Annotated in this window: 21 protein-coding genes and 2 tRNA genes; 13 read left to right on the top strand and 10 right to left on the bottom strand. The window is 63.8% G+C overall.

Features of this window, described 5'->3' with window-relative positions:
* Positions 1–32 precede the first annotated feature (32 nt).
* Positions 33–284: a hypothetical protein gene (locus tag LZ536_RS01230; protein ID WP_249846493.1), complete on the top strand. Its 252-nt coding sequence runs from the start codon at positions 33–35 to the stop codon at positions 282–284.
* Here the strand turns inward: LZ536_RS01230 and LZ536_RS01225 are convergent.
* A complete protein-coding gene (locus LZ536_RS01225) occupies positions 281–1,234 on the bottom strand; it encodes a threonine ammonia-lyase (RefSeq protein WP_283938369.1) in 954 nt (317 codons plus the stop codon). The two genes, LZ536_RS01230 and LZ536_RS01225, sit on opposite strands and share 4 nt — an antisense overlap.
* A gap of 197 nt (positions 1,235–1,431) precedes the next feature.
* Between LZ536_RS01225 and LZ536_RS01220 the strand changes: the two genes are divergently transcribed.
* From LZ536_RS01220 to LZ536_RS01210, 3 genes are all read left to right on the top strand, one after another.
* The gene (locus tag LZ536_RS01220; RefSeq protein WP_249846492.1) at positions 1,432–2,619 is read left to right on the top strand and encodes a type III PLP-dependent enzyme; all 1,188 of its coding nucleotides are present in this window, start codon (positions 1,432–1,434) and stop codon (positions 2,617–2,619) included.
* Between the two features lie 124 nt (positions 2,620–2,743).
* Complete coding sequence (locus LZ536_RS01215) at positions 2,744–3,829, top strand: 1,9-bis(guanidino)-5-aza-nonane synthase (RefSeq protein WP_249846491.1); 1,086 nt, start codon at positions 2,744–2,746, stop codon at positions 3,827–3,829.
* A 58-nt stretch (positions 3,830–3,887) separates the two neighbouring features.
* On the top strand, positions 3,888–4,352 hold the full coding sequence (locus LZ536_RS01210) for an MAPEG family protein (protein WP_249846490.1): 465 nt from the start codon (positions 3,888–3,890) through the stop codon (positions 4,350–4,352).
* On the opposite strand, the gene LZ536_RS01205 is transcribed toward LZ536_RS01210, so the two are convergent.
* Genes LZ536_RS01205 through LZ536_RS01185 form a run of 5 tightly spaced genes read right to left on the bottom strand, consistent with a single transcriptional unit; the run spans position 4,349 to position 10,996 of the window.
* On the bottom strand, positions 4,349–5,533 hold the full coding sequence (locus LZ536_RS01205; RefSeq protein WP_249846489.1) for a class I SAM-dependent RNA methyltransferase: 1,185 nt from the start codon (positions 5,531–5,533) through the stop codon (positions 4,349–4,351). The two genes, LZ536_RS01210 and LZ536_RS01205, sit on opposite strands and share 4 nt — an antisense overlap.
* A complete protein-coding gene (locus LZ536_RS01200; protein ID WP_249846488.1) occupies positions 5,530–6,888 on the bottom strand; it encodes an NAD(P)H-hydrate dehydratase in 1,359 nt (452 codons plus the stop codon). The genes LZ536_RS01205 and LZ536_RS01200 overlap by 4 nt, the downstream gene beginning before the upstream one ends.
* 10 nt (positions 6,889–6,898) lie before the next feature.
* Positions 6,899–7,705, bottom strand: a complete 807-nt coding sequence (locus tag LZ536_RS01195) for a 4-(cytidine 5'-diphospho)-2-C-methyl-D-erythritol kinase (protein ID WP_283938367.1) — start codon at positions 7,703–7,705, stop codon at positions 6,899–6,901.
* Positions 7,702–9,348 (bottom strand): tetratricopeptide repeat protein, encoded by a 1,647-nt coding sequence (locus LZ536_RS01190; RefSeq protein ID WP_249846487.1) that lies wholly within the window; start codon positions 9,346–9,348, stop codon positions 7,702–7,704. Before LZ536_RS01190 ends, LZ536_RS01195 begins: the two co-directional genes overlap by 4 nt.
* 1 nt (position 9,349) lies before the next feature.
* On the bottom strand, positions 9,350–10,996 hold the full coding sequence (locus tag LZ536_RS01185) for an electron transfer flavoprotein-ubiquinone oxidoreductase (RefSeq protein ID WP_249846486.1): 1,647 nt from the start codon (positions 10,994–10,996) through the stop codon (positions 9,350–9,352).
* Positions 10,997–11,091: 95 nt separating this feature from the next.
* On the opposite strand from LZ536_RS01185, the gene LZ536_RS01180 reads away from it, so the two are divergent.
* The 7 genes from LZ536_RS01180 to LZ536_RS01150 all read left to right on the top strand — a co-directional run bounded on the left by LZ536_RS01180 (position 11,092) and on the right by LZ536_RS01150 (position 16,876).
* Positions 11,092–11,796 (top strand): uracil-DNA glycosylase, encoded by a 705-nt coding sequence (locus tag LZ536_RS01180; protein WP_249846485.1) that lies wholly within the window; start codon positions 11,092–11,094, stop codon positions 11,794–11,796.
* Positions 11,793–13,538, top strand: coding sequence for a lytic transglycosylase domain-containing protein (locus LZ536_RS01175; protein WP_249846484.1), 1,746 nt, complete (start codon positions 11,793–11,795; stop codon positions 13,536–13,538). Before LZ536_RS01180 ends, LZ536_RS01175 begins: the two co-directional genes overlap by 4 nt.
* A gap of 193 nt (positions 13,539–13,731) precedes the next feature.
* Positions 13,732–14,802 (top strand): PA0069 family radical SAM protein, encoded by a 1,071-nt coding sequence (locus LZ536_RS01170; RefSeq protein WP_249846483.1) that lies wholly within the window; start codon positions 13,732–13,734, stop codon positions 14,800–14,802.
* Positions 14,803–14,856: 54 nt separating this feature from the next.
* Complete coding sequence (locus LZ536_RS01165; RefSeq protein WP_249846482.1) at positions 14,857–16,257, top strand: M28 family peptidase; 1,401 nt, start codon at positions 14,857–14,859, stop codon at positions 16,255–16,257.
* A gap of 23 nt (positions 16,258–16,280) precedes the next feature.
* Positions 16,281–16,544, top strand: coding sequence for a hypothetical protein (locus LZ536_RS01160; RefSeq protein ID WP_249846481.1), 264 nt, complete (start codon positions 16,281–16,283; stop codon positions 16,542–16,544).
* A gap of 39 nt (positions 16,545–16,583) precedes the next feature.
* Positions 16,584–16,660, top strand: a tRNA-Pro gene (locus tag LZ536_RS01155).
* Positions 16,661–16,801: 141 nt separating this feature from the next.
* Positions 16,802–16,876 (top strand) — tRNA-Ile (locus tag LZ536_RS01150).
* 15 nt (positions 16,877–16,891) lie between these two features.
* Here LZ536_RS01150 and LZ536_RS13100 read toward each other — a convergent pair.
* Both LZ536_RS13100 and LZ536_RS01140 read right to left on the bottom strand, forming a co-directional pair.
* On the bottom strand, positions 16,892–18,463 hold the full coding sequence (locus LZ536_RS13100) for a histidine kinase dimerization/phospho-acceptor domain-containing protein (protein ID WP_249846480.1): 1,572 nt from the start codon (positions 18,461–18,463) through the stop codon (positions 16,892–16,894).
* 166 nt (positions 18,464–18,629) lie between these two features.
* Positions 18,630–19,940 carry a tetratricopeptide repeat protein gene (locus tag LZ536_RS01140; protein WP_249846479.1) on the bottom strand — a complete coding sequence of 437 codons (1,311 nt, stop codon included), beginning with the start codon at positions 19,938–19,940 and terminating at the stop codon, positions 18,630–18,632.
* 359 nt (positions 19,941–20,299) lie between these two features.
* Here LZ536_RS01140 and gyrA point away from each other — a divergent pair, with 359 nt between their 5' ends.
* Positions 20,300–23,017, top strand: coding sequence for a DNA gyrase subunit A (gyrA, locus tag LZ536_RS01135; protein ID WP_249848518.1), 2,718 nt, complete (start codon positions 20,300–20,302; stop codon positions 23,015–23,017).
* 101 nt (positions 23,018–23,118) lie between these two features.
* Complete coding sequence (locus LZ536_RS01130; protein WP_249846478.1) at positions 23,119–23,574, top strand: host attachment family protein; 456 nt, start codon at positions 23,119–23,121, stop codon at positions 23,572–23,574.
* Here LZ536_RS01130 and LZ536_RS01125 read toward each other — a convergent pair.
* Positions 23,571–24,002, bottom strand: coding sequence for a DUF488 domain-containing protein (locus LZ536_RS01125; protein WP_249846477.1), 432 nt, complete (start codon positions 24,000–24,002; stop codon positions 23,571–23,573). The genes LZ536_RS01130 and LZ536_RS01125 overlap by 4 nt on opposite strands.
* Complete coding sequence (locus LZ536_RS01120; protein WP_249846476.1) at positions 23,977–24,873, bottom strand: MBL fold metallo-hydrolase; 897 nt, start codon at positions 24,871–24,873, stop codon at positions 23,977–23,979. The genes LZ536_RS01125 and LZ536_RS01120 overlap by 26 nt, the downstream gene beginning before the upstream one ends.
* Positions 24,874–24,897: the final 24 nt, after the last annotated feature.

The following is a 24,897-nucleotide window of genomic DNA, read 5'->3' as shown; positions in this document are numbered from 1 at the left end:
ACTTAACCTGGTTTGAGCAACTATCGTTTTCCATGAACGCCGACCAGCAGCAGGCTCGCCTCGAAGAGGCATTCGAGCGGATCGAGGAAACGATCCTGCCGTGCATCGCCATGATGCTCGAAACCCTGCTCGACGCCTCGGCCGGCATTGCCGAAACCGACCCGAAAGCGCTTGCGGCTGAACTCCAGACCCTCGCGGCTGAGCTCGAAGAGCTCACCCAGGCCGTAGAACGCTCCAGCCCGGCCCATGTCGAGCCAGGCGAATATCGGACCGCCGTCGCTTAGTTTACCAGGCGCTCGTGCAGCTCAGGGTCAATATTCCCGCCTGACAATATGATCACCATGCCCTCGCGGGCCGGTGCTTTGCCGGACAGCACGGCTGCAAGCGCCGCCGCCCCACCGGGCTCGACGATAAGTTCATGATGCTGCCAGGCCCATTTGACCGCATTGGCGACCTCGTCCTCGGACACTGGGATCACTTGGGCCTTCCGCGCCTGAAGGATGCCAAAGGTAATCGGGGAAACGCGCGGGGTCTGTAGTGCATCGCACAGGGTTGGCGGCGCGTCCTTGGCGACTGGAACAATCTCACCACCCTGAAGCGATCGACGCATGTCATCCCAGCCATCGGGTTCGGCCCCGATAATATCGGCATCCGGGCACGCCAGGGCGATTCCAGACGCTAGCCCGCCGCCACCTACCGGAATGGCGATAGCCGGTGGCGGTGCTTCTCCGAGTTCCTCCAGCTGCTTCATGACTTCAAGTCCCGCCGTCCCCTGTCCAGCAACGATACTCGGATCGTCGAAACTGGGAACGACGACGGCGCCTTTCTCGGCGGCCAGCCTCGCGGAAATCTCTTCGCGGCTCTCGGCGCGACGGTCGTAGAAGACGATTTCCGCCCCATGGCTCCGCGTGCTGTCGATTTTGATTGCCGGTGCATCGGCTGGCATGACGATGGTTGCCGGAATGCCAAGCCGTTTGGCGGCGATAGCCACCCCTTGCGCGTGATTGCCCGACGAAAAGGCCACCACCCCCGCTTTCCGCTCGTCCGGCGTCAGCTGCATCAGCCGATTGGTCGCCCCCCGCAACTTAAAGGCCCCTCCGGTCTGAAGGCACTCGCATTTTAGCCAGATTCGCACCCCATCGATGTGCGACGCGATCAGCGGCGTATGCTCGACGTCTTCATCGATACGGGCGGCGGCGGCGACAACATCTTCGCGAGTGACAATGGCGGACAAGGGCAACTCCTTGATTATCCTATGCTTTCGCCAAAGCGTTGCTGCATGGCGACAAATTGCTCCGGAACTGCGTCAGTGACCCCAAAAATTCTTTACAGCGGGGACCCCCACACATATATCGCGCCCCGCTGCCCCATGGGACTTCCAACCGCAAGGCAGCTTAACTGTCGAACAATACCTGTTGGAGGTCCCTTGAGTTGCACAAGCATCATAGCGCGCTGGGGCTAGCTGCCGCCCTTCGACCGGTCGAACCGGTCACGCTTCTTCGTCCGCACGCTGCACGGCGCGCCGCCCGCTTCTTCGTGGAGAAGTTTCCGGGCAAGTCGCTCTATGCCGTGAAGGCCAATCCCTCGCCGGAACTGCTGCAGATCCTGTGGGAATCGGGCGTCACCCACTACGACGTCGCCTCGCTGGGCGAAGTCCGGCTGGTCGCGAACACGCTTCCGGAAGCGACGCTCTGCTTCATGCACCCGGTCAAGGCTGAAGAAGCGATTGCCGAGGCCTATTTCACGCACGGCGTGAAGACCTTCAGCCTCGACACGCTCGACGAGCTCGAGAAGATCGTGCGCGCCACCAAGGAAGCGACCGACCTCAACCTGCTTGTGCGGCTGCGCGTCAGCTCCGACCATTCCAAGCTGAGCCTCGCCGCCAAGTTCGGTGCCGAGCCGATGGAAGTGAAGGCCCTGCTCCAGGCTGCCCGCCAGGCATCAGACGCGCTCGGCATCTGCTTCCACGTCGGCAGCCAGGCGATGAGCCCGGCGGCTTATGCCGATGCGATGGAGCGCGTTCGCGAATCGATCGTCGATGCGGCGGTCACCGTCGACATCGTCGACGTCGGTGGCGGATTCCCATCGACCTATCCCGGCATGGAGCCTCCGCCACTCGAGACCTATTTCGAGGTCATTCACAACACCTTCGAAGCCCTGCCGATCTCCTATTCGGCGGAGCTTTGGTGTGAGCCGGGCCGCGCCCTGTGTGCCGAATATGCAAGCGTTCTCGTTCGCGTCGAGAAGCGCCGCGGGGCCGAGCTTTACATCAACGACGGCGCCTATGGTGCGCTGTTCGATGCGGCGCACATCGGCTGGCGTTATCCGGTGAAGCTTCTCCGCGAGCCGGAGTCGGACACCAAGCCGATGGGGTTCAGCTTCTACGGCCCGACCTGCGACGACCTCGACCATATGGCGGGCCCCTTCGAGCTGCCCGCCGACGTCCAGCCCGGCGATTACATCGAAGTCGGCATGCTGGGCGCCTATGGCTGTGCCATGCGCACCGGGTTCAATGGCTTTGGGGTCGAAGACCGGGTCATTGTCGACGACGAGCCCATGGCGTCGCTCTATGGCGGGGAAAGCCGGGAAGCGGCGCGTTCCAACGTCGTAAAGCTGTAGTGCCTCCCCTCCCGCCTGCGGGAAGGGATTGAGGGGAGGGCCTGCCCCTCCTATTGGCGACCGAAACTACATTCCCTCCCCTAGCCCCTCCCGCACGCGGGAGGGGGATGATTGGAGTTTTGAAATGACCACCGACACGCTGAACAAGGTCCAGGACACCGAGACCCTGGTCAACGACACCCGCAAGGCGGAGCTGCTGTCCAAGCAGGTCGAACATATCGACATCACCTCGTTCGACGCGAGGCCGATCGTCGAGGCCATGGGCAAGATGAGCTTCACGAGCCGCGACACCGCGCGCGCCGCGGACCTCTACAACCAGATGCTGTCGGACCCCGAATGCTCGGTCATTCTCGTCATCGCCGGCTCGACCTCGGCCGGCGGCTGCATGGACCTCTACACCCAGCTGGTGAAGTCCAACATGGTCGACGCCATCGTCGCCACCGGCGCCACCATCGTCGACATGGATTTCTTCGAAGCGCTCGGTCACAAGCATTATCAGGCGCTCGAAATCCCCGACGACGACACCCTGCGCTCGCTCTACATCGATCGCATCTACGATACCTACATCGACGAAGTAGCGCTGCAGGACTGCGACCACACCATCGGCAAGATCGCCGACAGCCTTGAGCCGCGGCCCTATTCGAGCCGTGAGTTCATCAAGGAAATGGGCAAGTGGCTCGCCGACGGCAACGCCAAGAAGGCGAACAGCCTCGTCCAGGCCGCCTATGAGCATGACGTGCCGATCTTCTGCCCGGCGTTCGTCGATTCCTCGGCGGGCTTCGGCTTAGTGAAGCACCAGGTCGATGCCATGAAGCGCGGCGGCCACTACATGGTGCTCGACGCCATCGCCGACTTCCGCGAACTGACGGACATCAAGATCAAGGCGGGCACGACGGGCCTGTTGATGATCGGCGGCGGCGTTCCGAAGAACTTCACCCAGGACACGGTGGTCTGCGCCGAAATCCTCGGCCATGACGATGTCGAAGTCCACAAGTACGCCGTGCAGATCACCGTCGCCGACGTCCGCGACGGCGCCTGCTCGTCATCGACGCTTCAGGAAGCGGCGAGCTGGGGCAAGGTCTCGACCGCGCTGGAGCAGATGGTGTTCGCGGAGGCGACCTCGGTCCTGCCGCTGATCGCCAGCGACGCCTATCATCGCGGCCATTGGAAGACCCGCGCCAAGCGCGCCTTCGCCAAGCTGTTCGAATAGGTTGCGGCCCGCAACGTTCTGACGCAGTCTCCCCCTGATCTTCGGGGGGAGCCAGTTCATGGAATACAGCCCAATCCTAGTGCCAGTCGTCGCGCTTGTGGCGTGGACGCTGCTCGTCATGCTCTGGATGTTTGTCAGCCGATTTTCCGAATTCAAACGGCTCGGGGTAAAGGTCGACAAGGTTCCCCCTGGCTCGCGCGGCGTCGACCTTGAAGGCCGGGCCGATCCCAAGGCGCAGTGGAAGTCCCACAATTACAACCATTTGATGGAACAGCCGACCATCTTCTACGCCATTGCGATCACGCTGGCGCTGATGGGTTTCGGTGGCGGCATCAACTATTGGCTGGCCTGGGGCTATGTTGGCTTCCGGATCCTCCACAGCCTCGTGCAATGCACGGTGAACGTCGTCGCCATCCGGTTACCGATTTTCGGGTTGGCAACACTTTGTTTGCTCGGCCTGACAGTGCATGCCGGTGCGCGCATCCTGCACGACTGCCTCGGCTGGCATTGGATGATGCACTAGCGACTGAAGCTGGCCGCCAATTCGATGTGCGTCGACCAGCGGAACTGCCCGACTGGCCGCACCCAATCGAGCTTGTAATCGCCAGCAGCGAGGATGGCCGCATCGCGAGCGAATGTTGCCGGATTGCAGCTGACATAGGCGATGCGGGGCACCGCCGAGGCCGCTAGCTGTTTCACCTGCTCCTCGGCACCGGCGCGCGGGGGATCGAGAACCACGGCATCGAATCCTGCCAATTCCTTCACGTCGTAAGGCCGGCGGTAGAGGTCGCGGTGATCGGCCGTGATCGGGCGCCCAGCTCGCCTCGCTGCGGATTGAAGGGCCAGCACAGCGTCGCGGGCTGCTTCGGCCGCAACGATTTCGCCGCCAAGAGCAAAAGCGAAGGTGCCCAGGCCCCCGAAGAGATCCGCGATGCGGCTGGCGCCGCCGCAAGCTTCGCGAACCCCTTCCACAAGCGCGGCTTCGCCGTCTCCAGTCGCCTGCAGGAACGCGCCGATCGGCAAAGCCACTGCCATGCCCGAAAGAGTGATCGTGGCGGGTTCTGGCTCGTATCGAACTTCGGGTCCGTGGCCTTCATCCAGGCTCAGCCTGGCGAGGCCGTTCGCGTCACCAAAGGCCGTCAAGGCCTCGGCTGCCTCATAGCCTTCGGCCTCGACGCCCTTGAGTGCGACATCGACCCCCTGATCCGCTAGCGTCAAATGCACCTCGCCGGTCCGGCGCAGCGGTAACAAAGTCGCAAGCAAGTGGCGCAGTGGATCGATTAGTTCGAACAATTCAGGCCGAAGAATATGGCATTCCCGCATGTCGACGATGCGGTTGGACCGTTCCGCGTTGAAGCCGATGACGAGACTCTTCCCCGCCCTTAGCGCTCGCAGCGTTGCCCGCCGGCGGCTATTCGGCGGCGACAGGTGCGGATCGCGGATCTCGGTCGCCAGCCCATGCTGGGTCAGCGCGCCGGCAACGCGGTCCTTCAGATAGTCGCGGTAGGCATCGTCCGCGACGTGTTGCAGCTGGCAGCCGCCACATTCTGGAAAATGACGGCACGGTGGCTGCTGATGGTTCGGACCTGGCTCGACCGTGCCATCTGCCAACAACATATCACCCGGCGCTGCCAGTGCCGCATAGCGGCCGCTGTCGGTGACTCCGTCACCCCTAGCGGCAATGCGGACGATCGGTTCGCTCACCGGCAAAGAACGAGTGCATGCGGCAATGCCTCGATCAGTTCGTCTGCGATCATAGCCGGGCCGGCAATCTCGGCCGCTCGGCCATGCAGCCATACGGCCGCGCAGGCAGCCTCGAAGCCGTCCATCGCCTGAGCCCGAAGCCCGGCAATCATTCCCGCCAGCACGTCACCGGTCCCAGCGCTCGCGAGCCAGGCCGGTGCGGGCGGCGCAAAGCCGAGGCGCCCATCCGGTGCGGCCACCAACGTATCCGGCCCCTTGTAGACGACGACCGCCCCGGACTGCTTTGCCGCGGCCGCTGCCCGCTCGGGCTTGCTGCCGACAATTTCGCCGAAGAGGCGCACGAACTCGCCTTCGTGCGGGGTAACGATCGCATCCTGTCCGCGCAGGCGTTCCGGTTCTCCGATCTGCCCCAGCGCATCGGCATCGATCACGATCGGCGCTTTCGACGTCAGCGCGAGCGTCAGGACCTGCGGAATATCGCCCATGCCAGGACCGACGAGCACGCAGCCGATGCGGGGATCGTTGAGCGTGGCAGTGTCCGTCTGGACGATCGCCGCGGGCAAATTGTCGATGCTGCGCGAAGTGCTGACGCGCACGTAACCCGCACCCGCACGCGCAGCCGCATTGGCCGCCAAAGCAATGGCGCCGGGCATCTCTCCGGCCAATGCGTGGACAAGGCCGCGGCTATATTTGTGGGCATCGGCTGCGAGCGCGGGCAAGGTTGGCACGCCGATTTCGTGCCAGTCGCCAACTGCGTCGATCCCGATATCGGCGGATACAACCCGGCCCATGTGCGCCATTGCGGGCATCAGTCGGTGAGCGGGCTTCAATGCGCCGAACGCGACTGTGAGATCGAAGTCAGGAATCGCCGACAAGAGCGCGCCGCTGTCCGCATCGACCCCGCTCGGCAGGTCACAAGCCACCCGAATCTGCGAACGGCCTGCCAGGTCGCGCAGCTGCCCAGCGACGCTCTCGTCCAATCCTCGCTTCAGTCCCGTTCCGAACAGGCAGTCGACCAGGACCGCCGCGGGCTCGGCTCCTTTGAATTCGCCGGTTGGACCGTCCCACCCTTTTCGCGCCCATCTTGCGGCATCGGTGGCTGGCTCGGAGAGCGCGGCCACCCGGACTGGTACCCCGCGCGCCTGTAAATGCCGGGCGGCAACATAGCCGTCGCCGCCATTGTTGCCCGGCCCGCAAACCACCAGCACCGGGCGATTGCCGGCAAAGCGCAAGACGGCTTCCGCCAGCGCGGCCCCTGCCCGCTCCATCAGCGTTTCGACGCTCGTGCCCGAATCGATCGCGGCCTTTTCGGCGGTGCGCATGGCTTCAGCAGTCAGGATCGGTCGGCCGGTCATGGCCGATCCCCTAGCGCAAGTAGGTCGCCAGATGCCACCAACTCTCCGGCACCGCGCGTGCGGCCTCATCGCGCGTGCTCTCGTCATCAAAAAAGGCAAAGCACGTCGCGCCGGAGCCCGACATCCGAACGAAAGCGGCGCCGGGCCGCGCTTTCAGCCAACTCAACACTTCGCCAATCTCAGAAACAAGGCCTACCGCAGGGCTCTCCAGATCGTTGCGGCCTTCGCGCCAATCATCGAGCGGACCGCGATCCTCTCCGTCCCAATGCGCGAAGACCTCTCCAGTCGAGAGCGGCGCCAGTGGATTGACCAGCAGAACCGCCGTTCCGGAAACCCCTGGATCATTTAAGAGCTCAAGCTCGTCCCCCGCCCCCACGCCACGGGCACTCATGCTCAGCAGGCAAGCCGGTACGTCGCTACCGAGTTCGGGCGCAACGGCGGCGGCATGTGCCGGATCGATCTTCCACAGCCTCGTGAGCAGTCGCAGCGCGGCGGCCGCATCGGCAGATCCGCCACCGATGCCTGAGGCCACCGGCAAGTTCTTTTGCAGCGACAGGGTGGCGCCCTGATCTGTACCGGCAGCCTTCTGAAGCAGCGCGGCAGCTCGAAGAACCAGATTATCTTCCCCTGTCGAAAGTCCCGGAGCGAAAGGCCCGGAGCTCGACAGCGAAAGCCCATCGGCCTCTTCCGCCGCAACCAGGTCGCCGTCAGTGCAGAATGCGAAGACCGTCTCCAGACGGTGCCGACCATCCGGGAGTTTTCCGCGAACGTGCAGAGCGAGGTTGAGCTTGGCCGGCGCCGGCTCGCTGTAGATCAATGCGCCGCCGTCGTCGTGGCGACGCCGAAATCGATCTTGGATTGAAGCCTGCTCTTGTCCTCGTCCTCGGCATTGGCCATCGCCGCTCGCCAGGCGAAGCTCGCCTCGTATCGGCGGCCTGCGGAATAAAGGGCGTCACCCAGATGCTCCTGGATCTCCGCCTGGCCGGGGTCGGCTTCAGCGGCGCGCTGCAGCGTCGCAATCGCCTCCGACACCTTGCCGCGCTTGAACTCCGCCCAGCCGAGCGAATCCGTGATCGACGCGTCGTCCGGACGAAGCGCGCTGGCCTTGCGCACCATGGCCTCCGCCGCCTCCATGTCCTCGCCCCGCTCCAGCTTGCCGTAACCGAGGAAGTTGAGAAGCAGCGGGTTGTCCGGCTTGTCCTTGAGCGCCAGCGCCAGCTCCGACTTTGCCTCTTCCCAACGCCCGGCATCTTCGAGTGCGCTGGCTCGATAGAGGCGGAGCGTCCACGGCTCGTCTGAACTGGGTGCATTGGCCGAGAGCTGAAGCGCCCGGCCGTACGCGTCCGCCGCGGCTGCATAATTCTTCATCTCGATATGGACGACACCAAGGCGCGCATAGGCATCGGGGCCCGGATTGGATGCGATGATCTCCTGCGCCCGTCGCAACGCCTCCTGTTGCCGGTTGGAATCGATCAGCATGCGGATTTCGGCGTCTTCCGCCTGGTTGGCGAAGGGATCGCCCGGCGGAATCTTGTAGAGGATATCGAGCGCGTCCGTGGGGCGGTCGTCGTCCTCAAGCAGTAGCGCCAAGAGGATCGCGCCGGCGCTGTTCGAAGGGTTGGCGTAACGCGCGACCTGCGCGAAGGCGATTGGCAAGCCCTTGTCCTGCATTCGACCGAGCGCCAGCGACAGGCCGATCATCAATTCGCCAAAGCCTTTCTGGGCATTGTCGATGGCAAGGCCCGTCGATTCGCCCGCTGCGATCCGAGCGCGCCCTTCGGTCAAGGCGGGGCTTTCGTCCGGCAACATCGACAGCGCATTGTTGCGATCGCCAGCAGCAAGGAAACCGTCGGCAAATGCCAGGCGCAATCGATCTGCCCTGCCGCCGGCGGATTCGAGCGCCGATTGAGCCAAAGGCAGGGCCTCCGCAGGTCGCTTCAGCTTCAGCAGGATGAGCGCCTTCTGTTCATTCAGCTGGGAAGCAAGCGCGCTTCCTTCCTGGACCGGTGCCAGTGCGTCGATTGCCTTTGCGTTGCGCTTTTCGGCCAGCGCCCAGGCCTCGACAAAGGGCGCCAGGAAACTGGAGTCGATCAGACCCTGTTTGGTGCGCAGGATGTCGATCGCTTCCTTGTTGTGCCCCGCGCGTAGCTCGTTCGCGACCATCAGCATGCGAAGGTCGAGCGGCGTGTTGGCAATCGGCATGCCGCGCGACAGGTCCAGCGCCAATTTCGTATCGCCAGCGGCGATCGCGCCGATGACCGCTCGGCGCCGGATGCTCATGTCGTCAGGGCGTTCGCGTGATAAGTTGGCGTATAGGACGGCCGCCTTTGCCGGATCTCCGAGCGCATCGGCCGCTCGCGCGGTCACATAGGTGGAAAGCTGGTCGGCGCTGGATCCCGGAACAGAGGCCGAAACCGGCGCGGAAAACGCGGCAAAGCCAGCGAGCAGGGCGGCCTTCATCCTACATGTTCGGGTAATTGGGGCCTCCTCCGCCTTCCGGTGTCACCCAGTTGATGTTCTGGGTGGGGTCCTTGATGTCGCAGGTTTTACAATGGACGCAATTCTGGGCGTTGATTTGAAGGCGCGGCGCTCCGCTTTCCTCGACAATCTCATAGACGCCTGCCGGGCAATAACGCTGCTCGGGCGCGTCGTAGAGCGCGAGGTTCACGCTGATCGGTACCTGTGCGTCCTTGAGCGTCAGATGAACCGGCTGGTCTTCCTCGTGATTGGTGTTCGAAATGAACACCGACGAGAGCCGGTCGAACGTCAGGACGCCGTCGGCCTTGGGATAGACAATCGGCGCAGTCTGATCCTTGCGACGGATGCTCGTATGGTCGGCATGGTGCTTCAGAGTCCAAGGCAAGCCAATGCGGAAGAAATTCATCCACATGTCGATGCCCGCATAGACTGTGCCGACGGTCGATCCCCACTTCGCGACCGCTGGCTGTGCGTTGCGGACCGACTTTAGCTCCTTGGCGATCCAGCTTGAGCGCAACGCAGGTTCATAGCTCTCGACTACGTCATTGCGACGCCCGCCGCCGATCGCTTGGTAGAGCGCTTCGGCTGCCAGCATGCCCGACTTGATCGCAGTGTGGCTGCCCTTGATACGCGGCACGTTAACGAACCCGGCTGCGCAACCGACCAGCACGCCGCCCGGGAATGCCAGCTTGGGGATGGACTGCCAGCCGCCCTCGTTAATAGCGCGGGCGCCGTAAGAGACACGCTTGCCGCCCTCGACCTCCGCCCGGATCGAGGGATGGGTCTTCCAGCGCTGGAATTCCTCAAACGGAGACAGGTAGGGGTTCTTGTAGTCGAGCGCGACGACGAAGCCCAAGGCGACCTGGCCATTCTCCTGGTGGTAGAGAAACCCCCCACCCCAGGCGTCGTCAAGCGGCCAACCCTGAGTATGAACGACCTTACCGGGCTCGTGCTGCTCGGCAGGAACGTCCCACAATTCCTTGATACCAAGCCCGTAAACCTGGGGCCCGGAATCCTTGCGAAGATTGAACAGCTCGGTGAGCCGCTTGGTCAAATGTCCGCGCGCGCCCTCGCCGAAGACGGTATATTTGGCGTGCAGTTCCATGCCCGGCTGGTAATCGCCGCGATGCGTGCCATCGCGGGCAATGCCCATGTCCCCGGTTGCGACGCCCTTCACTGAGCCATCGTCGTTGTAGAGAATCTCGGCCGCCGGGAAGCCGGGGAAAATTTCGACACCCAATTCCTCCGCCTGGCTTGCGAGCCAGCGCGTCAGGTTGCCGAGGCTGCACGTGTAATTGCCTTCGTTCGACAGGAACGGCGGCATCGCCCAATGCGGCAAAGACCATTTGCGGTGGGCGGACAGGAACCAGTGCTGGTTGTCGCTCACGGCGACGCCGACCGGCGCGCCCTTGTCCTTCCAGTCCGGGATGAGCTCGGTCAGCCCCTTCGGGTCAATAACGGCGCCCGAAAGGATATGCGCGCCAACCTCGCTGCCCTTTTCGAGGATGCAGACGGAAACATCGCTGCCCTTCTCGGCGGCCAATTGCTTCAGTCGGATGGCCGTCGCCAGCCCGGCTGGCCCCGCGCCGACAACCACGACATCATATTCCATGGACTCGCGGTCGCTCATCAGCCGGCCCTTCTGTCGCTCCCGCGGAGCGTTTCACCGGTGACAGCAGTGCCAATTCCTTGACCGCTCCGTCAACCTTCGACGAAGGTAGGGCAATGGACGGGGAGAGGGATTTCACGGCGCGCGAGCTGGCCGGCCTGCTGGAATGGTGGGTTGAGGCCGGAGTCGATGTCGCCGTGCAGGAAGAGGCGCGCGACTGGCTGAAACCGGCCGAGACGCCGACGACAGAGCCAGCGCGAACAGCTAATGTCGCCGAGCCGAGTCACGAAACGCTTGGCGACCTGCGCAATTGGCTGTCCAGCAGCCTCCAGGCGCCGCTCGCGGCGGCAAGCGCGAATCGCATTCTCCCGCACGGACCGGAAAACGCGGCGGTCATGCTGCTCAGCGACGCGCCGGCACTGGAGGACTTGGCCAGCGGCCAACCGATCGGAGGCGAGGCCTGGACGCTGACGATCAAGATGTTGAGGGCGATCGGTATCGAGCCCGAAGACGCTTATAGCGCGTCCCTCTCCTGCTTTGCGTCCGCGACAGGCCGAGTGAGCGAAACCGACCTCGCGGCTTGCGGTGAGCTCGCCCGCAAACACATCGCCCTCGCCAGGCCCAAGCACTTGCTCTTGTTCGGCGACGGCCCTTGCCGTGCCCTGTTGGGTGAGAAAATGGTCTCTGCCCGGGGCCGGGCACACAAGGTGGACGGCGTTCGCACGATCGCCACCTTCCACCCGCGCATGCTCTTGCAACAACCGAACCATAAATCGAAAGCATGGGCCGATTTGCTGTTGTTGATGGAGGATGACGTTTGATCCGTTTGACTGCGGCCGCACTCTTGCTCGCGGCGATCGCATCCCCCGCTCTTGGCCAGGACGATCCTCTGTCGCCCCTCCCGCCGGAAACCGAAGATACCGCCCCGCCGGAACCAGACGCCGCACCCGTCACAGTGCCCGCCCAGCCCGCAACGCCCGTCATCAAGCCTGTCGTCGTCCCGAAGGATTGGCGGGGGGTGTTCGCTGCAATCCGCAATGGCGATTGGCCCGGCGCCCAGGCCGGCATTGCCACGCTTCCCGATGACGGCCTGAAGGCGGTCGCCAAGGCCGAACTTTACACAGCTGCAAATTCGCCCAAGGTCGACCTGCCTTCGCTGATCGCGTTGGTTACCGAGGCACCCGAACTGCCCAAATCCGCCCAACTTTTGCGCCTCGCGCAGACTCGCGGCGCCGACATCACTTTATTGCCCACGGTCCCCGCCGAGCGCCGCATGGTACCGCTGGCCAGCGCCCCTCGCCGACATCGTTCCCAGCCGGTCCAAGGAGATCCGGCGGCCGATGCCTTGCGGCTGGCGCTCGATCCGCTGGTGAAGACCGATTCTCCTGACGAGGCCGAAGCCCTGTACCAGCAAGCGCTGCCGACCCTGACGCCGGAAGGGCGCGCCGAGGCCGCGCAACGCGTCGCCTGGATCTACTACGTCGTGGGCCGCGACGCCGACGCCCGCCGAATCGCCGAAACCGCCAGCGATGGCGCGGGCGATTGGGTGACCCAGGCGAATTGGATCGCCGGTCTCGCCTCCTGGCGGATGAACGATTGCGAAGCCGCCTCACGGCATTTCCGCTCGGTCGCTTATGGCCGCGCCGAGACGGAGCTGGCAGCCGCCGGTGCCTATTGGGCCGCGCGTTCCGAGCAGGCCTGCCGCAGGCCGCAGGCCGTGGAGCCGCTGCTCCGCGCCGCTTCGCGCTCACCAGAGAGTTTCTACGGCCTCCTGGCCCGCGAGACGCTTGGCATGGACAAGGGCCTTGGTGGGCAATTACCGGCCCCCGGACGCGTCGAGAGCCTGCCAAATGTGCGCCGAGCCCTGAAGCTGGCCGAGATCGGCGAATATCGTTTGGCCGAGGACATGATCCGCCATCAGGCCGCCATAGGCCCGACTTCGGATCACCTCGCCTTGATCGCGCTGGCACAACGGATCGACTTCTCGGGCGTCCAATATTTCCTCGCCCATAACGGCCCGGCAGGGACGCGCGTGCCTGGAGAGGCTCGCTTTCCGCTGCCCCGCTGGCAGCCCGCCACCGGCTGGCGGATCGATCCTGCGCTCGCCTATGCGCACACCCGGCAGGAAAGCGACTTCCGCCGCGGCGCGGTCAGTCCGGCCGGCGCCGTCGGCTTGATGCAGGTCCGCCCCGGCACCGCAGGCGATTTCGCCCGCTCCCGCGGAACGGCTGTTGGCGATCTGACCCATCCGCCAACGAACCTGGAGTTTGGCCAAAGCTTCATCGAGCTCATGCGCTCCAAGCCGGAAACGCAGGGTCAGCTCCTCAAGGTCATTGCCGCTTACAATGCGGGGCCTCTGCCGGTCGCTCGTTGGAACTATATCAACGCCAAGGGCGACCCCCTGCTGTGGATCGAGAGCCTGCCCTATTGGGAAACGCGTTACTACGTCCCTGCGATCATGCGGAACCTGTGGGTCTATCAGGAGCTAGAGGGAACGCAGCAGCCGAGCCTGAAGGCGATGGCCGAGCACCAGTGGCCCACCTTCCCAACCAAGGCGCGCTAGAGCCTTACGTCTCCGAAACGGACGGAACGCTCGCCATCACCGCGGGTTCGTGATCCGAACGGGGTTGAGGAGGCTGTGATGTATATTGGCATTGGCGGACTGATCCTTCTAATCATCCTTCTGGTCATCTTATTTTAGACCAAGCACGCTAATCGTTCTTGTTTTGTTCTTGTCGTGAGCGCATCATGCGCTCATGCCGGTCGAGTCGATCCACGGGCGCGGGGCGACGCGCAATGCAACGCCGACTCGCTTCAACCTTCAAGAGCGGATGGCGGAAGGTGATTGGCTAGACCAGGTCGAGGCTCTGGACGGCGTTTCCTCGCGGCGAACCTCCGTCACTATCGAAAAGCCCAAGTCCATCCTGACGCGTAACAGCTCACCGGACATTGGCTTCGATCGCTCGATCAACGCCTATCGCGGCTGCGAGCATGGCTGCATCTACTGCTTCGCGCGACCGACCCACGCCTATCATGACCTGTCGCCGGGCGTGGATTTCGAGAGTCGGCTTTTCGTCAAGCCGGACGCCGCCAAGCTCCTGCACAGTGCCTTATCACGACCCGGCTATGAATGCGCGCCGATCGCCATGGGAACGAACACCGATCCCTATCAGCCGATCGAGGAGACCTGGCAGGTGACGCGGTCGGTGATCGAGGTGCTGCTGGAAACGCGCCACCCCTTCACGATCACCACCAAATCGAACCGTGTCCTTCGCGAGCTGGACCTGCTTGTCCCAGCGGCGAAGCTTGGCATCGCCTCGGTCGCCATTTCGGTGACTTCGCTCGACCCAAAGATATCCCGGACGATGGAGCCGCGCGCGCCCTCAGGCCGCAAAAGGATCGAAGCGATCCGGCTGCTCAATGAGGCCGGCGTGCCCTGTCATGTCGCCATTGCGCCGGTGGTCCCGCAGATCACCGACCATGAACTTGAGCATATCGTGGAGGCTGCCGTCGAAGCGAAGGCGGCCGGCGCCTTCTATTTGCCCGTGCGCCTGCCGCACGAGGTCGCACCGCTCTTCCGGGCTTGGCTGGACGAGCATTTTCCGGACCGTGCCGCCAAAGTCATGGCGACGATCCAATCGCTCCGCGGCGGCCGCGACAATGATCCCAATTTCTTCTCCAGGATGCGCGGCCAGGGCCCTTGGGCCGACCTGCTGCGCACCCGTTTTGAAAAGGCGGTTAAGCGTTACGGCCTGAGACAGACCAGATTCCCGCTTCGCCGCGACCTGTTCACGCCGCCCGAGGGCGCACAAATGCGGCTGTTTTGACTGTTCGTCGAACTGACCGATGACAGGCGCCAAACTGACGGTTAGGTGGTGCCCATGAAAAAGCTCGTCGTTGCGTTCCTGTTCGCTGCCGCCGCTCCCCTTCCCCTCCTCGCCCAAAATGCCCCGCCGCCACCGATCGCGGTCGATCCGAAGGTCGTCGCGCTCCGCGATGCCGCGCTGAACGACGATTACGCCTGGGACATCACCGAAGGCCTGACCACCGAGGTCGGCCAGCGCAAGGCCGGTACCGAGGCTGAGGCGCGCGCTCGCGTCTGGGCTGCCGCCAAGCTCAGGCAATTGGGGTTCGCCAATGTTCGCGTTGAGGAATTTCCGGTCCAGAACCAGGTGCGAGGCCTGGAGTCCGCGGAGATTCTGGCGCCCTTCCCTCAGAAACTCGTGGTCAATGCGCTCGGCAACAGCGCCTCAACCGGCCCGACCGGCATCACCGCCGATGTCGTCGGGTTCGACAGCGTCGATGCTTTGCGTCTGGCGCCGGATTCGGCGGTGCGCGGCAAGATCGTTTTTATCGACCACCACATGCCTGCAAATCAGGACGGCTCCGGCTACGGCCAGTTCGGCGCCCCACGTCGCCAGGGGCCGACCGTCGCCAGCTTAAAAGGCGCCGTAGGTCTCGTGATACGGTCGATCGGCACCGACCATAATCGCACGCCACATACCGGCGTGATGTCCTTCGCCAATGGCGCCAAGGCCATTCCCGCCGGCGCGCTCAGCGTTCCCGACGCGGAGCAACTCGTGCGCATCCTGAAGCGCGGCAAGCCAGTGTCGATGCGCTTGGTGCTCGAAAGCACCCCGTTCGAGGGCACTTCAGGAAACGTAATCGCCGAGGTTCCCGGTCGCGACCCGTCGCTGCCGCCGATCCTCGTCGGAGGGCATCTGGACAGCTGGGACATGGGCACCGGCGCCATCGACGACGCCAGCGGTGTCGCGATCGCGACCGCTGCCGCCAAGCGAATCATGGACGCCGGCCAACCCCTCCGCACAATCCGGATCGTTTGGTTTGGGTCGGAAGAGATCGGCCTGTTCGGCGGTGAGGATTATCGCAAGCGCTATGGCAAGCTGCCCCATTACGCGATGCTGGAAAGCGACTTCGGCGCCGACAAGATTTACAAGGTAGACAGCAAACTCGGCGATGCCCGCAAGGACGAGGCGCGGATGATCGGCGCGGCCCTGGCGCCTCTCGGCGTCGTCACCGGCAAGTTCGACGCAGCCGACGGCAGCGACATCGGACCGATGATCGAGGACGGGCAGCCGGCCATTGGGCTCAGTCAGGACGGCACGCGCTATTTCGACCTGCACCACACGTCGAACGATACTCTCGACAAGATCGATCCCGCCCAGCTGCGACAGAATGTTGCTGCCTGGACGGCGACTTTAGCCGTCCTGTCCGGTGGTATTGAACCGGTACCGAAACCATCGCGGGGCAAGCGGCGTTAGGCTCTCCGAAAGGGAGAATTTCCATGCGCATGCTCTATTTGCTTCCGATTGTTGCGCTCGGCGCCTGCCAGGTGACCGAGGACAAGGGCAACAACCAGTTGACGGTCCAGTACAACCAGGATGTCGCCGAGAATGCCGCCGCCGATGTCGTCAATGGCGCGAAGGATGCTGGCGCCGCAATCTCGAACAGCGCCAGCGACGCGGCCGACAAGGTCAAGAATGTCGACGTGGACGTCAACGTCGACACGAACAAAGCCGACAATAACAAGACGGCCAACTCGAATTGAGTTTGCGCCCCCGGCGGGCGCTGTTAGAGGCGCCGTCGTCGGGGAGTAGCGCAGCCTGGTAGCGCATCTGCTTTGGGAGCAGAGGGTCGCAGGTTCGAATCCTGTCTCCCCGACCATTGCTTGAGCCCGAAGCGCAAGCGCATGGATTGGAACAATCCAATGCTTGCGCCAGAAAAGGCGAAAGCCGGCCGACGACCCGCGATGCGGTGTCGATCGACGTCACGGATTTACTCCGTGACGGCTTGGCCAGGTTGGTGGGGCCTGTAGCTCAATGGTAGAGCTGGCCGCTCATAACGGCTTGGTTGTAGGTTCGAGTCCTGCCGGGCCCACCAATCCCGTCCGGCCAATCAGGCTTTCGCCAGCGGCACGCTGAGCGTGAACTGGCTCTCGCCGATCTCCAGTGAGCCGCCGGCAATTCCAACAAGGCCGTTCACCAGTCGCAGCGAGAAGCCGAGGCCGAGCAGCGCCCGGTCGGCATCGCCAATCGTGAACTCCGGGTCGAGCAGCTCCTCTTTGCCCGCCATCATTGTCGCGCCCGGCCGGGTGATGTCGAAGGCCAAAGCCTTGCCGGCCGGCCTGACATTCAGCTTCAATTGCTCCCCACTCGCCGTGGCGCTCAGCACCGCATCGGTAAATCGACGCAGGAGCCGCTCCATCAACTCAGGGTCCAGGGCGCTGCGCCCGAGGCCCAACGCCGCGTTCATGTCGATGGCCACGCCATGACGGGCCGCCCGCGCCTGCAGCGTCTCTGCAAATGCCGGCAGGAATGCACTCATTTCCGTGCCTTCGCCTGGCCTTGCCCGGGCCGACTGCAGCCGGGCCGCGAAGTCCAGGTCTTCCGCCGCCTCGAGCAACGAGCGGGCATTTGCGACAATCTCTGCGGCACGTTCGCGGTAACGGCTGTGGGCTGGCCCGAAATACTGGCCATCGATGATTTCCGCGAAGCCGATGATGGCATTCAGGGGCGTTTTGATTTCGTGGATCATTTCGCGCAGGGAATCATGGTCGACCGGCCCCACGGTCGCGGCCTTGGCGGCAGCCTCGACGGGTCCTTCTTCCTCAACCTCGTCGCGCCGGGCGACGCCGCGATATCCGATGAACCTCCCATCGCTCGGATTGAAAGCCGGCACACCGCTGATGATCCAATGGCCAGCCAGCGGCCCCTCGTCGCCAAGCTCCAATACGCAATCGCGAAACGGCGCACGAACTTCGAACGCTCGCTCAACGCAATCGTCGACCCCCTCTTCGATATCGGCAGCGGCAATCGATCGGCCTACCATGGCTCCGCGCGGTGCGCCTTCCACCCAGTCGATCTCGCCGCTCGGTCCGCATTCCCACCGGAATAGCGAGGGTGACGACATCGGCGGACCGGCGACGGCGGCAGGGGGCCGCTCGCCACGTTCGCGGCTCGAGCGCAACCGCTCGATCCTCGCCACCACATCGCTGATGGAGGGCACCGGTTCGGCCTTTGCCGGCTGATGAGCAGGTTCAGCAGGCGTTTCCGCTTGGGGGCGCAGTGTTGTGGGCGCCGTGTCAGCGAGGGGCGGCGCCAAAGATGCCAGGAAAGGCTTCACCTCGTCGGACGCCACGGAGTGAAGAGCCTGGACGCTGGCCGGATCCAGCTGGGCCGCGGCCAACAGGGGTGCCGCAATCGCCAGCCTGTCGCCGGCAAATACCTCTAGCAGTCCGAGCGGGACCGGCTTGCCAGCGATCGCGCGCGCCGTCGCCGCCCGGACCTGTTCCCCGACTTCAGGGCCGTCCTCGCGGATGGCATCGATAGCCTTGCCCAGGACAAAAGGATCGCCATCGCCGCCGGATCGGGCGACGAGGTCGACGAGCTGCCGCCACCGGATCGCGCGGTCGCGCGCGGATTCCACCGGCTGCGCTAGCACCGTGGCCAAGCGATCGTCGAAACGCACTAGTGGAACTACTCCCGCCAGAAATTTGGCTGAGCCTGTATCCAGACCCCACGCGCGCGATAGCGCCCGAGCGTTAACCGTCCTGCTTTGGGACACAGCAGCGGTTTCAAAGAAAGGGCGCCGGAAATGCTCCGACGCCCTGATGATATTTCAGAATTACAACTACTTACCCTTGTGAGTTCAGCCAGATTAGCCAGAACTTGGCGATGCCGGCTTGCGACCCCGTAACGGCATTCAGCGCCGCCGCCGCGCCGACCTTGTCGCCCGAACGCGCGAGCGCCATGCCCAGGCGAAGGTTGGCCTCGTTTGCCGCGGCGCCCCCCTTGGCCGCAACCGCCTTGTAGTAGGGAGCCGCCTCGGCATAGGCGCCAACGCCGTAGAGGGCGTTTCCGGCATCCATCGCCTTCTGGGGCGGGCCGGCAAGTGCTGTCTTGGCGACCGAGTCGATCGTCGCACGCGAAGGCGCCGTCGCGAGCTTGGCCGCAAACTGCTTGAACACCTGCTTGTTGGGGTCGATCGCCTTGGCAGCACTGGCCTGGTCGACGACCGTCTTGGCTTCGTTGAGATATCCGAGCATCACCAACTCATTGACGTAAGCGAAATAGTCGCCGTCGCCCTGCAGCGCATTGGCGGCACTGGCCAGGCGCAGGACGTCCACCTTGGAATCGCCCTGCAGGCGGTTGGCATCGCGGTAGATCCCCAGCACCGTCCGCCAGTTGCCCTGTGTCGGATAGTCGGTCAGCAGGCCACGCGTAATGTCGTCAGACGCTGGCGACTTGGAGGCAAATGCCACCTTCGCCGCGAATTTGTAGTCGTTCTCGCTCGGCTTGTGGCCTGCCGCCTTCATGGCGGCCAGGCTCTTGCCCATCAGCGACGCGGCATCGGCGGGCCGGCCTTGGTCGTTGCGGACACTGGCGAGCATTTTTAGCGCGTCCGAATTGTTGGCGTCCACCGCCAGCGTCGATTCGAATGCGGCAACAGCCGGATCCAGTTGCTTGGCATCGTAGTAACGCTTGCCGAGATTGTTGTAGCGCGAAGCCAGATCAGCCGGTTCGGCGCCACTTGACGCCTTCAGCGCGTCGATCCCGGCCTTCATGCCCGCTAAATCATTGGCGTTGGTGGCAGCTTTGATCTGATTGATGGCGATCGCGTACTTGTCATCGGCGGATTGGGCGACAGCCTGGGCCGCGGCGAGCTTCGCCGGGATGTTCGCCGTGTCATTGGCAATGACGGCGTTCTGCAACTCAATGATCGCGGGCCGCGCCTTCTTGGAGATGTCCAGCTTGCGGCCGGTGCTGAGCTTGTCGGCGCTTTGCTGCTCCTCGGCTTTCTCCTCGCTCTTGCTGGCGGCGCCGCCAGACTGGCCGCGGATCGAGGTCTGCGTATTCTTGCTCTGCTCCACTCGCTGTGCCGTTGCAGGGGCAGCCAGGGTCAAAGCAGCGAGCGCGCTCGCCAGTGCGTAGGTGGAAATCCTCATCTCTTTCCTCTCCCGCCCCAAAGGGCTTCTCATGCAATGCTAAGGAATGCGCGCGGGGCATAGACCCGTTGTGCGCGAGTGCCAACGATATTGGATAAAGTCGCCTTAACCCCAATTGAACCAATGACTTAGCTTAAAACTCTCGCGCACGCGCGTGCACGCACGCGGGGTGGCGCTCCGTCCTGCAATCGGCTAGGCCGGATTCGCGGGGGCGGTCAGCCGATCCCGCGCGTCCAATTGTCACCAAAAGAGCAGGAACAACCTTGGCCACGACGCCCCCCGTCGACGACCGTCCGACTGACGATCAACAACCGCCGTCCGGCGGAAGCGACATCGCCCCCATCTCCATCGTCGATGAGATGAAGACCTCATACCTCGACTATGCGATGAGCGTCATCGTCAGCCGCGCGCTGCCGGACGTGCGCGACGGCCTGAAGCCCGTTCACCGCCGCATTCTCCATGCCTGCCAGGAAGCCGGTTATGTCGCCGGACGGCCTTACCGCAAATCGAGCCGCATCGTCGGTGACGTCATGGGTAAGTATCACCCGCACGGCGACAGCGCGATTTACGACGCCCTCGCCCGGATGACCCAGAGCTGGTCGATGCGCGTGCCGTTGATCGACGGCCAGGGCAATTTCGGCTCTATGGACCCGGATCCGCCCGCGGCCATGCGTTACACGGAAGCCCGCCTCGCCAAGGTCGCCAACTTCCTGCTCGGCGACATCGACAAGGACACCGTCAACTTCCAGCCGAATTACGACGCGTCGGAGAGCGAACCGCAGGTCCTTCCTGCCCGCTTCCCGAACCTGCTTGTCAACGGCGCCGGCGGCATCGCCGTCGGCATGGCAACCAACATCCCGCCGCATAACCTCGGCGAAGTGCTGGCCGCATGCCGCGCCTTCCTCGACGATCCGGCGATCACCACCGAAGGCCTGATGGAGCATGTGAAAGGCCCCGACTTCCCGACCGGAGCCATCATCCTCGGTCAGACGGGTCTCCGCAGCGCCTACACGACTGGCCGCGGCTCGATCCTGCTCCGATCGCGCCATCACGTCGAGGAAGGCCGCAACGACCGCCGCTCGATCGTCCTGACCGAAATCCCTTACCAGCAGGGCAAGAACGCGCTGGTCGAGAAGATCGCCGAAGCCGCCAAGGACAAGCGCGTCGAGGGCATTTCCGACATCCGCGACGAATCCAACCGCGAAGGCGTCCGCATCGTCATCGACCTGAAGCGCGATGCCACTCCGGAGGTCGTGCTGAACCAGCTCTGGCGGCACACGCCAGCGCAGGGGTCATTCTCTGCCAACATGCTCGCCATCCGCGGCGGACGGCCGGAAACGCTGACGCTGCGAGATATCATCGAGAGCTTTGTCAAGTTCCGCGAAGAGGTCATCACCCGCCGCACCAAGTTCGAGCTTTTGAAGGCCCGCGAGCGCGCCCACATCTTGCTGGGCCTGGTCGTGGCGGTCACCAATCTCGACGAGGTCGTGAAGTTGATCCGCGGATCGTCCAGTCCCGCCGAGGCCCGCGAGAAGCTGCTGGCCCGCGAATGGCCGGGCGAGCAAATCCGCCCCTACATCCAGCTGGTCGAGGCCGTCGAACCGCAAAAGGCCGGCGCGGCCTACCGCCTGTCCGAAGCGCAGGTGAAAGCAATCCTAGAGCTTCGCCTCCATCGCCTGACGGCGCTCGGCCGCGACGAGATCGGTAACGAGCTCGAAGGCCTTGCCAAGAACATCGGTGAATTGCTTGAAATCCTTGGTAATCGCGTGCGCCTCTATGAAGTGATGCGTGAGGAGTTCGACGAGGTCGATGCCGACTTCTCAACGCCGCGAGTGACCGAAATCGGCGCTGCCGCCGACGGCATCGAAGATGAGGACCTGATCGAGCGCGAGGACATGGTCGTGACCGTGACCCTCACCGGCTACATCAAACGCACCCCGCTAGCCTTGTTCCGCGAGCAGAAGCGCGGTGGCAAGGGCCGCTCGGGCATGTCCACGAAGGACGAGGATGCCGTCACAGAGCTGTTCGTCACCTCGACGCACAATCCGGTGCTGTTCTTCTCCAACCTCGGCCGCGTCTATCGCATGAAGGTCTGGCGCCTTCCCGAGGGCGGACCGAATGCCAAGGGTCGGCCAATGATCAATCTCCTGCCCTTGAGCGAGGGCGAGACGATTTCGACCGTCCTGCCGCTGCCGGAAGATGAAGAGACCTGGGGCGGCCTGCACATCATGTTCGCCACCGCCCATGGCACCGTGCGGCGCAACAGCATGGCGGCCTTCACCAACATCCCCACCGCCGGCAAGATCGCGATGAAGTTCGGCGTGAGCGAGAGCGAAGACGAGGCTGAAGGCGACGGCGACCCCACAGATCGGATGATTGGCGTAGAATTACTGACCGAGGATGACGACGTCCTTCTCGCCACCCGCCAGGGCAAGGCTATCCGCTTCAAGTCTACTGACGTCCGCGAATTCCAGAGCCGCTCGTCGACTGGCGTCCGCGGCATCCGGCTCAAGGACGGCGACGAAGTCATCTCCATGTCGATCCTGCGCCGCATCGGCACCTCGCAGGAAGAGCGCGAGGCCTATCTGAAGTGCCCGGCCTGGCGCGAGAAGGACGTCGACTCCACGCTGCCGGAGGACCGTTACGCCGAGCTGGCGGAAAAAGAACAGTTCCTGCTCACCATTACCGAGAACGGCTATGGCAAAAGGAGCTCAACCTACGAATATCGCCGCACCAATCGCGGCGGCCAGGGCATTACCAACATCGACACCTCCGAACGCAATGGCGGCGTGGTTGCCAGCTTCCCGGTGAAGCCCGGCGAGCAATTGATGCTGGTCACCGACCAGGCGAAGATCATCCGCACGACCGTCGCCGACATTCGCATCATGGGCCGCAACACACAGGGGGTGACGATCTTCCGCGTCGCCGACAACGAGCATGTGGTCAGCGTCGCCAAGATCGACGAGAGCGAGGAAGAGGAGATCGAGATCGAGGGCGGCGACGAACTCGCTCCGGATACCGGCGCGGCGACGGGCGAGCAGGAACTCGACAAGCCCGCCGACCCCGAAATCGAGTGACGGACGGACGCAACAAACCGTTCGTCGATTCAGGGCGCGAGGAGTAAGGAACGGGGCAGCGGAAACGCTCGTTGGCTTATGGACCAGTAATTGGAGGACCTATGCCGCTTCCCAACCAAGCCCTTGTCTTCGTTACCGACGGCCGCAAGTCGTTGTTCCTTCGCAATCATGGCGACGAGAACCAGATCGACCTGCGCACCGAAGCTCATGATGAGCGGGCGGATCGGAAGGATCACGAGATCAAGACCGATGCCGCGGGCTCTTCCAAACAAAGCTTTGGATGGGGCCGCCCGGCGCTGGGGGAGACCGACTTCCACCAGCAGGAGCAAGACCGCTGGGTGAAGGATGCCGCCGTCAAGCTGAAGGACCGCGCCTTGCGTAACGATTTTGACGCGCTGGCGATCGTCGCGCCGCCGAAGGCGTTGGGCGTGCTCCGAAAGGAATTGCACAAGGAAGTCGAACGGCGGGTCGTCGCGACCTTCAACAAGGAAATGACCGATCGCCCGATCCCGGACATTGAAGATCTGTTGATCGGCGAAGGCTCTCCGCCCGCCTAGGCGTAGAGGTCGATGATCTCCGCGTCCTCGGCCAGCGCCTGCCACAGCAGGGTGCGGTGGCAGCATGCGGGATCACGCTCGTAACAGAGCAAGGCGCTTGGTTTCTCTGCCGCGAGGTCGAGCATCTGGGCGCCCTCGGCCATCGCCTGCGGCGTTTCCAGCTGCCCGGCGTAGATTTCCTCCAGCTCGGCCTTGCGCCCTGCCCTCGCCGCCTCGCGCCCGGCGGCCGGAGTGCCGAGTGCGCGCAGGTGGACGTAGTCGATCCCCACCTCCGCCAGAGCATTTTTCAGTGGCGTCTTGGAAAATCCCGGGCGGCGCGAATTCGGCACAGCGCGAACGTCGATGATCCGCTCGACCTTGGCGTTCTGCAGCGCCGACAGGAATTCGCCCATCGTCGCGCCTTCATATCCGATGGTGAAGATCCGCATGGCCGAAGCTGTCATAGATTGCTTCGACGAACCTGTCTTCCTCGCCTTCCATGCCCTCGCGATATGCGGCGGCGGGATGCGAAGCGACGACTTGCTCCAGGGTCCGGCCTTTGCGTTTCGCGGTCTGCACCTGGCGCGCCACGTCCAGCAGCATGTCGTGATAGGCGCTGAGCTCGGCACGGGTCGCAACAGGCCCGTGAGCGGGTACGATGCGGCTCTTCTCGTCGGTCATTGCCAAGGCCGTCTCGACGCCCTTGATCATGCCTTGGATGCTGCCCCCGCTGCTGCGGTCGATGAAGGGGAAGATGTGGTTGAAGAAGACGTCACCCATCGCAACCACGTTCGCATTCCGGAAATGGACGAGCGTGTCGCCGTCCGTGTGGGCGATGGCGACATGGCGAAGTTCGACCGTTTCCGCTCCGAGCCGCAAGTCCAGGCTGTCATCGAAGATGATCACGGGCCGGGACTCCTGGGGGTCCGCCGGAATATGCTGCTTGTAAGGCGCCATATATTGCTCTGCTGACCGACGAACGAGAACATTGCGCTGGGCGACGATGACCGCCCCGGCCTTTGTGAACGAGCCGTTCCCGCCCGAATGGTCCAGGTGCCAGTGCGTATCAACCACATAGCGCACGGGCAGGTCCGAAACCGAGCGTATGCCGGCCATGGTTTCATCGAAAGTCGAGCGACGCTGGTCGTCGACGATCAGCACTCCGGTGTCACCGGGCAGTATCAACACGTTGCAGCTCGAACCGATGAGGACCGACAGGCCGTTACCTAGAGATTGCACCTCAGGCGGCGGGGGAGCGGCCGAAACCGGCGCAGCAGCCAGCATGCTCGCCAGCAGGCCCAACATCATTCGTGATTTCATCGTCGTCCCCTATTTGGTGGTGCC

This window comes from Sphingomonas alba (genome assembly GCF_023516555.1).
Lineage (GTDB): Bacteria > Pseudomonadota > Alphaproteobacteria > Sphingomonadales > Sphingomonadaceae > Sphingomicrobium > Sphingomicrobium album.
Note: the sequence above shows the minus strand (reverse complement) of the source record. Positions and strands in the feature narration are given on the sequence as shown.

Coding starts and splice junctions, on each gene's coding strand:
- LZ536_RS01140 (WP_249846479.1), bottom strand. CDS start 19,940: ATGAGGATTTCCACCTACGCACTGGCGAGCGCGCTCGCTGCTTTGACC.
- LZ536_RS01170 (WP_249846483.1), top strand. CDS start 13,732: ATGCCGGTCGAGTCGATCCACGGGCGCGGGGCGACGCGCAATGCAACG.
- gyrA (WP_249848518.1), top strand. CDS start 20,300: ATGAAGACCTCATACCTCGACTATGCGATGAGCGTCATCGTCAGCCGC.
- LZ536_RS01125 (WP_249846477.1), bottom strand. CDS start 24,002: ATGCGGATCTTCACCATCGGATATGAAGGCGCGACGATGGGCGAATTC.
- LZ536_RS01165 (WP_249846482.1), top strand. CDS start 14,857: ATGAAAAAGCTCGTCGTTGCGTTCCTGTTCGCTGCCGCCGCTCCCCTT.
- LZ536_RS01185 (WP_249846486.1), bottom strand. CDS start 10,996: ATGAGCGACCGCGAGTCCATGGAATATGATGTCGTGGTTGTCGGCGCG.
- LZ536_RS01210 (WP_249846490.1), top strand. CDS start 3,888: ATGGAATACAGCCCAATCCTAGTGCCAGTCGTCGCGCTTGTGGCGTGG.
- LZ536_RS01230 (WP_249846493.1), top strand. CDS start 33: ATGAACGCCGACCAGCAGCAGGCTCGCCTCGAAGAGGCATTCGAGCGG.
- LZ536_RS01190 (WP_249846487.1), bottom strand. CDS start 9,348: ATGAAGGCCGCCCTGCTCGCTGGCTTTGCCGCGTTTTCCGCGCCGGTT.
- LZ536_RS01215 (WP_249846491.1), top strand. CDS start 2,744: ATGACCACCGACACGCTGAACAAGGTCCAGGACACCGAGACCCTGGTC.
- LZ536_RS01180 (WP_249846485.1), top strand. CDS start 11,092: ATGGACGGGGAGAGGGATTTCACGGCGCGCGAGCTGGCCGGCCTGCTG.
- LZ536_RS01130 (WP_249846478.1), top strand. CDS start 23,119: ATGCCGCTTCCCAACCAAGCCCTTGTCTTCGTTACCGACGGCCGCAAG.
- LZ536_RS01200 (WP_249846488.1), bottom strand. CDS start 6,888: ATGACCGGCCGACCGATCCTGACTGCTGAAGCCATGCGCACCGCCGAA.
- LZ536_RS01160 (WP_249846481.1), top strand. CDS start 16,281: ATGCGCATGCTCTATTTGCTTCCGATTGTTGCGCTCGGCGCCTGCCAG.
- LZ536_RS01120 (WP_249846476.1), bottom strand. CDS start 24,873: ATGAAATCACGAATGATGTTGGGCCTGCTGGCGAGCATGCTGGCTGCT.